The sequence below is a fragment of the Haladaptatus litoreus genome (assembly GCF_900156425.1).
Taxonomy (GTDB): Archaea; Halobacteriota; Halobacteria; order Halobacteriales; family Haladaptataceae; genus Haladaptatus; species Haladaptatus litoreus.
In genome coordinates this window covers 81,375-93,845 of record NZ_FTNO01000004.1, presented here as the reverse complement: position 1 = coordinate 93,845, position 12,471 = coordinate 81,375, and the positions used below count along the sequence as shown (strand labels likewise).

Genomic DNA, 12,471 nt, shown 5'->3' with positions numbered 1-12,471 from the left:
TTTCGTTCACGATAACCCTTTTAATTATCGTGTTAGTTACTATCTACCTTATCTCCAAAGGTCGTTTTGCAGACGCAAAGAACTGGCTTATATCTGATTGGCGTGAACCACTTTAAGACGGTGGTTTTCATATTATTGTTTTTGATGAGGAATTGATTTGATAATAATAGATCCAAGGCACTGAAGTTCCAAATATTGCTTTCTTCCGATACTCGTAGTGGTATTACTACTATCCACATGCCCCCAATTAATCTATTTTATCCTAGAGACACCGCTACTCCAACTTATTCGACGGTAACACTTTTCGCGAGATTCCGAGGTTTGTCGATGGATCGGTCTTTTTGGCTTGCAACGTGATATGCGAACAATTGAAGATAGACGTTCGCGACGACTGGTTCCATCAGACCCACGTTTGGAACCTCCAAGACAGTATCGAACACAGGGTTCAGATCAGTTTCTGAGGAGACACCGATAGCTGGTGCCCCACGTGATTCGACTTCCTTTACGTTGTGCAGCGTTTCATGAGCACTTGTTCCCTCGGTCAAGATGGCAAGTACAGGTGTATTCTCCGTAACAAGTGCAAGTGGTCCGTGCTTGAGTTCTCCACTAGCAAATCCCTCTGCGTGGTCGTAGGAGATTTCTTTGAGTTTCAATGCGCCTTCAAGCGCGACTGGATACCCGAAGCGACGACCAATAAAGAAGAAGGCATCGCTGTCAGCGAACTCTTCGGCTGTTTCACGGACGATGGATTCAGCGTCCAACACTTGTTGGATAGCTCCGGGAAGATCGGACAATTCTTTCAGGATCGTTGAGGCCTCATTCGAAGAAAGGGTATTTCGCTGTCGGCCAAAGTAGACGGTTAAGAGGGTCAGTGTCGTCACTTGCGAAGCAAACGTTTTGGTTGCAGCAACGCCGATTTCTGGGCCAGATCGGATATAAACCGTATCATCGGCTTCACGAGCCATTGTTGATCCGACTGTATTCGTCACCGCAAGTGTTCGGGCACCCGCACCGTCAGCTTTCCTGAGTGCACGTAATGTATCGGCTGTCTCACCGCTCTGGGTAACAGCAACGACAAGTGTTCGCCATGGGTCACGGTTTGCACGGAATTCATATTCACTTGCAATATGAACCGAGACACGGACGTCTGCGTACTGCTCGAGCAGTTCAGCAGCATATAGACCAGCATAGTATGACGTCCCGCACGCGATGATTTGAATTTCGTCAAGAGAGTGATAATACTCTTTTGATATCGATAAATCGAGGTCGACCGTCCCAGCGAATTCGTCAACACGGCCAGAGAGTGCCTGCCGAACCGCGTGTGGTTGTTCGTGAATTTCTTTGCGCATATAGTGTTCATAACCACCCTTTTCAGCCGCATCTGCATCCCACTCAACGGTTTGACGCTCGCGGTCAACCGCCATATCGCCATTTTTGATTATCACACCGTCTGCCGTGATATGCGCGAGATCACCATCTTCAAGGAATGTGACTGTTTGGGTGTGTTCTACGAACGCCGTGACATCGCTTCCCAAAAAGGTTTCATTCTCACCATGGCCGATAACAAGTGGGCTATCTTGACGGGCGGCGACAATACCATCAAAGCCTACAGCGGTCACGGCAATTGCAAAACTTCCCTCAAGCGTCGAAACAACGTTCTCAACGGCTTGGCGGAGGGTAAGTCCCTCACCAAGAGCGTCCTCAATAAGATGTGCAATCACCTCAGTATCGGTCTCGCTCGTAAACCTGTGGTCATCAATGAGTTCCCGTTTGAAGGTTTCGTAGTTATCGATGATGCCGTTATGGACGACTGCGACTTGGCCAGTACAGTCAGAGTGCGGGTGAGCGTTCGCGTCCGTTGGGGCACCGTGTGTACTCCAGCGTGTATGGCCGATCCCACAGGTCGCATTCGGCATTGATGGAACCGTCAGATCATCAATCTGCCCGCTTTGTTTATGAATATGAAGAGAATCATCGAGGAGTGCAACGCCAGCTGAGTCATAGCCACGATACTCTAGATTCTTCAGACTCTGTGCAACAATCGCCGAACAATCACCGTCTCCGATATAGCCTGTTATTCCACACATGAATTAACCTCGTTGTATAACCGTGCCATCTGCAACCTGTCCACTGACAACTGTGCCACTATCTACACTCACACTCTCGCCGAGAATGGTACCAGGTTTGACCGTAACATTCCCTCCAAGATGGGCGTTATCCCCGATAAGGCCACCGAACATTACATTGGTATGAACTTCGTCGTCAAGTACGATATCGGCGCTACCGCCTTCGATAGTAGTATTTACGCCGATGGTGGCATTTGCCCCAACGATACAATTTCGGATGACAGCACCAGGGTCGATAGTGGCATCCGGGAAGACCACAGCATCCTCGACGACGGCATTCGAACCGACAGAAACGTTTTCACCGAGTGATGTACCCCGACTTACAGTCGCACCCGGTTGAATTGTTACATCCTCATCTACCACAACATTGTCATGGACAACAGTATTCGATGCAATGTCGACTGACCGGGGAATCTCTGGGTCGTGGGCAATTTGTTGATCTAACACATAGTTATTGAGCCAGAGAAGATCCCACGGATAGGAGACATCACCCCAGAAGCAATTGCACTGGACTGCCCGCAGGGGCCGAATCGTAGATTGCGTCTGAAGTGTTGTTGTTAGTTCCTGCTCGCCGTAGCTCTCAGTCTGTCGAACTGCCGAAAATATCTCCGGAGTGAATGCATATACGCCAGCGTTAATCTGCTTCGAAGGAGTCGTCTTCGGCATTGGCTTCTCAATGAGCTCGGTGATGATCTGGCCATCGAGTTCGACAACACCAAATCGATTTGGTGCCTCAACGCGTGTCACCCCAAGACATGATTCACCGGTTTCGAGATGTTCGTCGATTACATCCTCAACGATCCGTGATTCGATATAGCGATCCCCGTTTAGCGTGATGAAATCTGAATCGATGTACGGCTCAGCTTGGAGGAGTGCGTGTCCAGTTCCCAATTGTTTTTCCTGGACTGCGTATGTAATGTCTACGTTCCAATGGTCGCCATCACCGAAATAGCTTTGAATTCGTTCGCGCTGATAGCCGACAACGAGGACGATCTCAGTAACACCGGCTGCGGAAACTGCTTCGACGACCGATTCGAGCAGTGGTTTATTGCCGACCGGAAGCATCGGTTTTGGACGACGATTAGTGAGGGGTCTAAGTCTGGATCCCTCACCAGCAGCGAGAATGACCGCTTTCATCGTACTCACCATAATGACATAAGGACATAGTTCTTTTCATTGATAAAGAGGCCATTTATTTATATCAATTTCTATATATTATATTCAAATAACCATGGGCCTATACAGACGTTCCCTCTATCATTAGGAAAGATTGTTATATTATTGACGCTAGAAAGAAATACTCTTTTTATCCCCTGGTGCAATGTCCATTCTAGTTACCGAGGAACAAGAATGAGTTTACAAGATCAACAAAAAACATCTACTTCGCTCTCACTGAACCCCTTTGCGGGACAATTTCACCCGATTGCCCTCATTCAGATTCTTCTAATACCCCTTCTCTTTGTAGATCTCCTCATCCGTTCAACTAACTCACCTGAACAGTATGGGTCATTTCACCTCGCTTTACTCTACCTCTACTTTGCCCCGCTATTACTCCTCATGCGCAGTTATTACGATGATAACCGGGATCTGTGGCTTCATGTCGCACAAATTTCTGTTTTGATATTATTAACATTTATACTATTTCGACAGCGTAACAAATATATTCCAGTCCCAGATGAAGGACGGTTTGTACATGTTACCCTTATTTTCCTCTTATATGCTCTGTACCCATTCATTAGTCACGACTTTTTGCAGTTTCTCCGCAGCAGAGCAGTATACATTGGTTCCTATGTGACATTACTTGGAGTGTACTTCTACCATGTCAACGAAATGAGCGCTGGATCAACGAGGGCATCGTTTGTCGTATATGTGGCATTAATTTTTGGACTAAATCTCTTTTTCATCCCGAGATACGTCTCTCGTAATATTTTTCTTCTAGGTGTTTCCATTATGTCGGCGTTTACTGTCCTGATTGGGCTTCCGGCCTACGTAATTGGAAACTATGAACTTTCCTGGCTGCAAATCCAGCTTTTTAATGCTCGATTCCAACTGCCGTTGATTGGAACCGAAGTGCAATTCCTGCAATCGATTCTCTCAAATCCAAATATTCTTGGAGCTCTTGCCTTCTCAGGCGCCTTTGGCGCGCTTGTAATAGCAGTAGAAAGTGCTCAGCGGAGACAATTTCTGCCAATACCAATTGCGGCGACCCTCCTACTAGTGAACGGCCTTGGCATGTACTTAACGTACGCACGAGCATCCTGGCTTGCATTCTGTTTAGCTTCTACCGTGTACCTTGGATATATCGTCATAGGTCGTAAGAGCGTTCCATATATCGTTATTTCTCTCGGGATATTAACGCTCCTGTTCTTTATGGGGATGTTTTTGTCGGTGATTCCGATTAACACACACGGTCGGTTTGCTCTTTGGACAGGGGGACTCCGCGCGTTTTTAGACGCCCCATCTCCTCTTGGCTATGGAATGATCAATACACATGAAGCGATTGCCCCGTACGTACCAGACCCCAACTTTCGTGGGTTTTCTCCTCATAACTCATATGTCCAGATATTCCTCAATACCGGTATCGTTGGCGGATTGGCGTACATAATGATAGTGCTTGGAAGTATCTTCGAAGGGATCGTTCGGAAGAACACTGTCGATGTTCCGATGCTCGGATTTGCTCTTGCGTTTGCAGTGCACCAAATGTTTGCAGTTTACACACTCTTCAATACCGCAGTCGCATCAATACTCTCTGCGCTGGTTTTCGGCTACCTTATCTGCGGATATCGAAAATAGAAACGAAGACGTTATTTTACCTTTTTGTCTTAAATATACTCATATATATATATTAAATTTGACCCTGAGATATAAGATTATATATCTGAGCTATGTGAATCAGAAATCGAATTACCTTTCTTCCTTGGGAAGCACGCTTTTATCATGGTTGATAAGTCCCTTCTCATTGCGATTATCGCTGGAATTTTACAGGGAATTTTCGAATGGCTACCAATCTCCAGTGAAGGCAATATCACGCTCTTTCTTCGTGCGATGGGGAGTCATCCAGAAGCGGCACTCCAGTTTTCTCTCTTTTTACATACTGGAACAGCCATCGCCGCCGGAGTTTATTATCGAGATGAACTTAAGCGCGTTCTTGAATCGCTACCGGAGTGGCGTCCCAATTCAGCGTTTCAAAGCCGACAGGCCGAACTATCATTTTTAGCCGTCGCCACTGTTGCATCTGGAGTTGTTGGACTTCTCGCGTACAAGACTCTTGATGCCGTCGTTTCCGAATTAGCAGGAGGTGGATTCGTTGCACTTATTGGCGTGCTGTTGATTGGAACAGGAGTCCTTCTTCGAACCGCAAACCGATTTGAACTAGGGAATCGTGAAACGCCCACATTGTTTGATGCACTCCTTGTTGGCGTAATGCAAGGTTTGGCTATTCTTCCCGGCATTTCGCGATCAGGAACCACTGCAGGGACACTTTTGTTTCGAGGCTACAGCGGTGCGAACGCGTTTCGTCTCTCGTTCTTACTTAGTATCCCTGCAGCAGCAGGTGCAGGAGTACTAGTCTTCCTCGATACCGGTGGTCTTCCCACTGTTGAACCAACGTCTGCAGTCGTCGCACTCGCAACTAGTGCTATTGTTGGGTATCTCACTATCGACATATTGTTACGCATTGTCGAACGTGTATCCTTTTGGGCAGTGTGTATCGGTATCGGTATAATGGCGCTCCTTGGTGGAATTTTTATCCTTATAATTTAGAACTAAGTTGAGAATATGATGTGATATTTTCATTAGGTAGAATAAGATGTAGGTACGCTCAAGCCTGATAGGGCTCAGAAATCGATGAAACCATACCCGATGTTAGGCCTTGCAAGGAGGATACCAGTTACGATCATCGTATTATTTATTATATATTATATGTCTTCTACTTTCAGTATGCTTTATCAATGGTTCATTAAATAAAAATAGTTGGTAGTCTGACATTATATTAGCTGTCCTAATTTGTTGCTTTCCTTTCGAAATCTCTGATTCTCGGAGCAGAATGAATTTAAAGAAATAATAGTAGAGATACGGTTATAGCCCACAGGAGAGCAGAAAGAAGACTACCGACTATATACCCCTTCCAAAATGATCTCGTATTTGTTGAATATTCCGAGAAATCTGTGCTCATCTGCTGAGTAACCTACTTGGAAACATAGATAGTGCTGAAATTATCGGTTCCGCCACCATACTAAACCGTACTTCTCTATCAGTTTTGTAATGATGTGTCTATAAGTTAGTAACCAAAGTCTACCAGTAGCCAATTAATTTATTACGCCAGTATTATACACTCTATACTCAACGAAATTCACCCCATATTCTTAAAAATAATCAATTATTTTGTTTCTAACTAATTTATGTTATTATATTCCTTCTGATCAAGATTTCTTAATAAGACGTAGCCTTTATAGCCCTATACTGATTTTAAAATAATCAATGTCTGCTGAATTCCGGTATCGCTTTGCAAGTATTGCTGGAACGATATTCCTTGTTATACTTGCAGTTGTGATCGCGAACTCCGCTACTGTGCAGACGTTCGTCACGACCGAAATTCCAGTAATCAATCAGCTTTATAACACGGTTCTTTCCCCAGAGAAAATCGCCGTAACTGGAGTTATCACCGTACTTTTCGTGACGGGGAGTCTCATTCCGATGTTCAAACCTCGTCCACGGCGGATACTAGACATACTGTTCATCACCGAGAAACGGCTTCTTGTCGCAATCCTTGGACTTGCGACGATAGGGTATTTCGATTATTCGTATCGGCACCCTCGCTCAACACTCATCATTATCACAGTACTACTTGGAGTTTCTCTGCCAGTACTATTCGTCGCTATTCGTAGACGACCAACTACGAAGAATGAACGAGCAATCATTGTCGGAGATGATATCCGACACATAACAGACGTTCTTGAAGTGATCAATACTCCCGTATTGGGATATATCTCACCCCCAAGTGGAAACGAAATTAGAAACTGGGAACGAGAACAGGTCGTCACCGACGGTGGCACTGAACAACCGTTGTCGGGTATCAAGCGTCTTGGCGGACTCTCCCGGCTGGAAAATATATTACTCCAAAATAGCGTTGATGTCGCTATCTTGGCCTTTTCAACCACAGACCGAGCGGAGTTCTTTGGTGCATTAGATACGTGTTATAAACATGGAATAACTGCAAAAGCTCCAAACCGTCATATTGATAGTGTCCTCACCAAGGCAGAAGCGACAGAAGACGACGAACTTGTCGAAATAGCCCTTGAACCATGGGATTGGCAGGACTATCTAATTAAACGAATATTTGACATTCTGTTCGCCTCTGCTAGCCTCTTGGTACTTGCACCCCTCCTTGGTATCATCACATTAGCGATAAAGCTCGATAGCCCTGGGCCAGTATTCTACAATCAAGTTCGAACTGCAGAACTTGGGGGAACGTTTCAGGTGTACAAATTCCGAACGATGCTACCAGACAGCGAGTCGGCAGAGCCAGAAGAAGACGAAACAAACAATCGGATAACACGTGTTGGCCGAGTGCTTCGAAAAACACATTTGGATGAAATCCCCCAACTCTGGACGATTCTTACTGGTGGAATGAGCGTTGTTGGTCCACGTGCAACATGGACAGAAGAAGAACAACAACTGGAAGCAGAGGTTGATACTTGGCGCAAACGATGGTTCGTCAAACCGGGGTTGACGGGATTAGCTCAGGTTCACGAGGTCAATAGCACAGATCCGAAAACGAAACTTCGATTCGATTTAGAGTATATTAGAAGACAGTCGTTCTGGTTCGACGTGAAGATCGTTATTCGACAGATTTGGAATGTAATCAAGGATACCATATACATGTTCGTTGAGAAAAAAGATTGACAACTAACAGATCAAAGAGTAATTTCAGACACTAGGCTATTATTCCTCATTTTGGGTATTTGATCGATCCGAATTATAAATATTCACCCAGACAAAAAGATTCTTCGTGTAAGTCGTGTTTTCGCTCTACTACCCAAACTAGTAGAGATTAATAGTGATATTGCCTTGCCGTAACAAATAATAATACGCACTGATTCGATCTTGCTAGATTTGATTCTGTCAGAAAGTAATATTATATAGCAGTTTTACTGGGAAATTTGTACTTCGGCGAATTTAGACAGATTCGAGCTACATCCGCTCGAGGCCAACGTCATACAGGACTTCGTTATTCGAGTTGGTGTGCTTTTCTCTACTTGCTTGATGTGGACGGAAGCACCCAGGTATTGCCCTCGATATCGATAAGGCCAGGACTGCAGTCGTTGGTCTCATTCTCTAGCGGTTAAAAAAATAGACATATAACACAGTATACTACGTTGACCACTGGGTTAGAATTCCGAAGCCATCGTCGACGTGACGAAAACCTACACGAGCTAAATATTCACTGCGGTCATGAATTGAGTTGTTTCTGATATCATCAAGAAGTGCAACGCACTGAATGCGGCAAGTGCCCAGAGTGGGGAGTATTGAAAGCACGCGAGGAGCGTGTGCTTTTCATTTGATAGAAAGCTATTCATAGCTATAGCTGGATATACTATCATTAAAATATTGGTCATTTGTGGCCATACTATAAACAATTCAACCGAAAAAGGTGCAGATCTTCTATGAGACGCAAATATTATTACTGCTGCTACTGGTGTTCCCAAATGTGCTTAACGACATTACGTTAGACCACTCTAGACGATCGAAACCAAACTCTGTGCCGATCACATTCGCGGCGATTCTTGCTCTCGGACTTTTTGTCTTCACTCCAGTCGTTGGCCTTGGTCTTCGGGCACTCGGTGTCCCGGGTTTCTTTGGGCCACTCGCCGCTCTCGCGATCACACTGGGAGTGTACGGCGTACTCACTGCGGCATCTGGGTATTGGTTTATCGGGTCGCTTGTTGCCCTATTGATGCTCGTCACATATGGCGCAAATGTCCCACTTGCGGATATGGGGAATTACCCAATGGCGTTGTCTCCTGCCATCTGGATTTATCAGATTCCACTTCTTGCAGCAACCGCATTAGGCGTCCACAAAGGATTACATCGCCTCAAACCAACACTCCCGGAGATACTGCTGGTTGGATTCGTCGTTTGGTCGGGCATTAGTGCTGTCTTCTCGAATGTCCTCCGTCCTGACGTCGCGATCTTTTTCACGTTGTTTTTCCTGCAAGTGGCCATTGTGTTCGGCCTCGTTTTTCGGTCTGTGCGGCAAAACATACTCCCGCTCCGTGACGTCATCGGTGTGTTTTGCGTCACTGCAATTGGCCACGTGATGATCGCGCTCGTCCAGTTCATGAATGAGGGGCCACTCGGCCTCTCGGTGCTTGGTGAGACGAGCAAATTCATCGGTAAACTTGGGTTTGGCCCATACGTCATTTGGACAGGTGCGTGGGTGACTGGATTCACTGGTGGCGGCCTCAACAGTCTGATCTTACTCACATTCCCTGCTATGCTTGTCTTTGCGTGGCGAAGCGAGAGCCGCGCACGACTATTCGGATTCGTGATTGTCTTTGCGATGCTATTAGTGCAACGCGGGACGGCAAGCGACAGTGGTCGTGGTGCAATCTTCGTTGTGGGCATACTTCTGGGGCTCTCTATGTTGTGGTATAAGCGTGGCTCGCTACCGAAGTTAGCGACACTTCAAAACATTCCTGTCGTCGGCGGGGTGATTGTCGGCCTTACGATTCTACTCTATCCGGACTACGGGTCTGGCAAGCAAAGTTCGTCAACGTTAGGACAAACGCCGTTTGGTGGTGACGTTAGCGCAGGTTCGAAGCCAGCTCCGAATTCGACAACGTTGACAACAACTAGTGACCCTACAACGACCGCGACCACAACGGAGACCACAACCGCGACCACGACGGAGACCACGACCGCAACCACACCAGAGACCACGACCGCGATGGATGCAGTGACCACAACAACAGAGACAACGACACAGAACGTCACGACGACCACAGAGACACCAACGACAACCACGGAGACGACCACGACAGCGAACGGAAGTCAGGGCCCGCCGAGTGCGGAATCGTTGGTTAACGACATGTCTGTGCCGTTCTTTAGCCTAAAAACGCTTGGTGTTCGTATTCGGCAGTATGCGGCAGGGATGGATTTATTTGCTAAAAACCCGATCTTCGGTATCGGTGGCGGCAACTTTCGGTATCACGCCGAAGCCTACGGCCTCTCGAAACCATTCCGAATGCACTCGCTGTATGTTGCCCTTCTCACCGAGACCGGGATCATCGGATTTGCCTTGTATCTCGGTGCGGTTCTCGTCGCATTGTTCTCTGGCGGAAAGTTGCTGTTCTCTCAAAAAGCAGACCGTGTATTAATAATCGCAGTCTGTTGTAGTCTCGTCGGCGTCCTGGGTGCTGCAGCGTGGGGACCGTTCCTCGATAAAGTGCCGCGAGTATTCCCATTTTGGGCGGTACTCGCGGCACTCGCTGGTGAGTATTACCGACTCAAAACAGATGGGTCGTCGAACCGTGGCGTATTGAATTAGTCGGCGACCTCATTGAGGAGCTGGTCAATTGCGTCACTAATGCTACTAAGCTCGTTTTTTGCCCGGTAGATATCGAGTCAGCGGTACACTTCTGCCGATACAGATGGCCGCATTCGGTTCTCTTGCGCCATGCTGGCACCGTCGGCACTATCTGTACATGAGTTTTCTCGTGTAGTCACAAAATCAAGCCAACAGTGCCCCCAGCATTGCGCGTGGGGCGAGTGGTATCTCGCGACGATTATTTCGGAACATAGTTACAACAATGGAAAGAATAAACATCATCGAAGAGGGTGCCGATCAAACCGGAGAGGAACCGATCGTAGAGTACGAGATCGATGGTTTTATTTTTGGATTATTTTATTATGTAGTTAATTGTATATAAATTATTTACTAGTATGTTAATCGTATTCTCAGCTGCAACCAGCAGGCACCTATTTTAATTACCAAGTCAAACCTTCATAAGTGATGTTATCTTGGTTGTTTACAATACGACGGCCGTCTACGACAATGGGATTTTTCATCTGTTCGAATTCATCGTTAAGCACACTGAATTCGTCCCAGTCAGTAACGACGAGGGCTCCATCCGCACCCTTAAGAGCCAACGACACCGAATCAACATACTCGATATTAGGGAAATGCTCGCGCATGTTCTCGACTGCAACGGGATCATAGGCGACGACTTCTGCACCGATATTTTGTAGTTCTTCAATAATTGGAATCGAACGTGAGTTTCGAACATCATCAGTACCAGGTTTGAACGCGAGACCGAGTACCGCAATTCGCTTGCCTGGAAGATCAGTGTGATTTTCGAGCAGATTAAGCAGGCGCTTAGGTTGTTTGTTGTTCACTTCGATAGCAGCTTCGACAATTGACGGTTCGTATCCTCTGTCACGCGCGGCAGCAACCAGTGCGGCAGTGTCCTTAGGGAAACAACTGCCGCCCCAGCCGACACCGCTACGGAGGAATCGCTCGCCGATACGCTCGTCAAGACCGATAGCGTCCGTGACTTCGTAGGCGTCCACTTCGTACTCTTTACAAATGTTTCCAAGTTCGTTGACGAGGCTTACTTTCGTAGCGAGGAAGGCGTTGTTCGCGTACTTAATCATCTCTGCTTCTCGAATACCGGTTTCTACGACTTCTGGATTGGATTTTATAATGAGTGGTTCGAATATGTTGGCGAGTCGTTCGTTTGCACGCTTGTTTTCGGTACCGAAGACGATTTTATCTGGATTCAGGAAATCTTCGACCGCACTTCCTTCACGCAGGAATTCAGGATTCATCGCCACGTCGAATTGCTCCCCTCTAGTTTGTCCAGATGTCTCTTCGATGATAGACCCTAACATATCCTCGGTCGTTCCAGGGACAACCGTACTTTTGACGATGACGAGATGGTAGTCGTCTTTCGTTCCCAATGTTTCACCGAGTGAGCGAGCACCTGCCTTGATGATCGACGTATCGATACTTCCATCCTCATGAGACGGAGTCGGCAATGCGAGGAACGTCGCATCGGTGTCACGGATGGCACTGTAATCAGTCGTCGCCCGAAGTCGGTTTCCGCCGTACTCCGCGACGAGATCGCCCAGTCCGGGTTCGTGGATAGGTGAGTCACCGCTGTTGATTCGTTCGACGACTTCTTCGTCAATATCGATATTGGTGACCGAGTGACCCAGTTTAGCGAAGCAAGCGGCGACAGTTGTTCCGACGTATCCACTTCCAATGATGCTAAGTTCCATTATCCGATTAACTTGGGGCATATTCCTTGAGCGTTCGGATGTAGCGAGGACTAAAAGTATTTAG

Annotated in this window: 7 protein-coding genes; 4 read left to right on the top strand and 3 right to left on the bottom strand. The window is 46.8% G+C overall.

Annotation, left to right across the window (positions count from 1 at the left end):
• Positions 1-284: 284 nt before the first annotated feature.
• The gene (glmS, locus tag BW974_RS16785) at positions 285-2,087 is read right to left on the bottom strand and encodes a glutamine--fructose-6-phosphate transaminase (isomerizing) (protein WP_076431403.1); all 1,803 of its coding nucleotides are present in this window, start codon (positions 2,085-2,087) and stop codon (positions 285-287) included.
• A 3-nt stretch (positions 2,088-2,090) separates the two neighbouring features.
• On the bottom strand, positions 2,091-3,263 hold the full coding sequence (locus BW974_RS16780; RefSeq protein WP_076431621.1) for a sugar phosphate nucleotidyltransferase: 1,173 nt from the start codon (positions 3,261-3,263) through the stop codon (positions 2,091-2,093).
• A 213-nt stretch (positions 3,264-3,476) separates the two neighbouring features.
• On the opposite strand from BW974_RS16780, the gene BW974_RS16775 reads away from it, so the two are divergent.
• From BW974_RS16775 to BW974_RS16755, 4 genes are all read left to right on the top strand, one after another.
• A complete protein-coding gene (locus BW974_RS16775) occupies positions 3,477-4,919 on the top strand; it encodes an O-antigen ligase family protein (protein WP_245800165.1) in 1,443 nt (480 codons plus the stop codon).
• Positions 4,920-5,063: 144 nt separating this feature from the next.
• A complete protein-coding gene (locus tag BW974_RS16770) occupies positions 5,064-5,888 on the top strand; it encodes an undecaprenyl-diphosphate phosphatase (protein ID WP_076431402.1) in 825 nt (274 codons plus the stop codon).
• A gap of 717 nt (positions 5,889-6,605) precedes the next feature.
• Positions 6,606-8,030 (top strand): sugar transferase, encoded by a 1,425-nt coding sequence (locus BW974_RS16765; RefSeq protein ID WP_076431401.1) that lies wholly within the window; start codon positions 6,606-6,608, stop codon positions 8,028-8,030.
• Positions 8,031-8,778: 748 nt separating this feature from the next.
• Positions 8,779-10,674 (top strand): O-antigen ligase family protein, encoded by a 1,896-nt coding sequence (locus BW974_RS16755; protein WP_076431399.1) that lies wholly within the window; start codon positions 8,779-8,781, stop codon positions 10,672-10,674.
• A 440-nt stretch (positions 10,675-11,114) separates the two neighbouring features.
• Here the strand turns inward: BW974_RS16755 and aglM are convergent, their stop codons facing one another.
• Complete coding sequence (aglM, locus tag BW974_RS16750) at positions 11,115-12,407, bottom strand: UDP-glucose 6-dehydrogenase AglM (protein ID WP_076431398.1); 1,293 nt, start codon at positions 12,405-12,407, stop codon at positions 11,115-11,117.
• Positions 12,408-12,471 lie beyond the last annotated feature (64 nt).

Bases quoted from the DNA above. Each gene is read 5' to 3' on its own strand.
- BW974_RS16780 (WP_076431621.1), bottom strand. From the start codon at position 3,263: ATGAAAGCGGTCATTCTCGCTGCTGGTGAGGGATCCAGACTTAGACCC.
- BW974_RS16770 (WP_076431402.1), top strand. From the start codon at position 5,064: ATGGTTGATAAGTCCCTTCTCATTGCGATTATCGCTGGAATTTTACAG.
- BW974_RS16765 (WP_076431401.1), top strand. From the start codon at position 6,606: ATGTCTGCTGAATTCCGGTATCGCTTTGCAAGTATTGCTGGAACGATA.
- glmS (WP_076431403.1), bottom strand. From the start codon at position 2,087: ATGTGTGGAATAACAGGCTATATCGGAGACGGTGATTGTTCGGCGATT.
- aglM (WP_076431398.1), bottom strand. From the start codon at position 12,407: ATGGAACTTAGCATCATTGGAAGTGGATACGTCGGAACAACTGTCGCC.
- BW974_RS16775 (WP_245800165.1), top strand. From the start codon at position 3,477: ATGAGTTTACAAGATCAACAAAAAACATCTACTTCGCTCTCACTGAAC.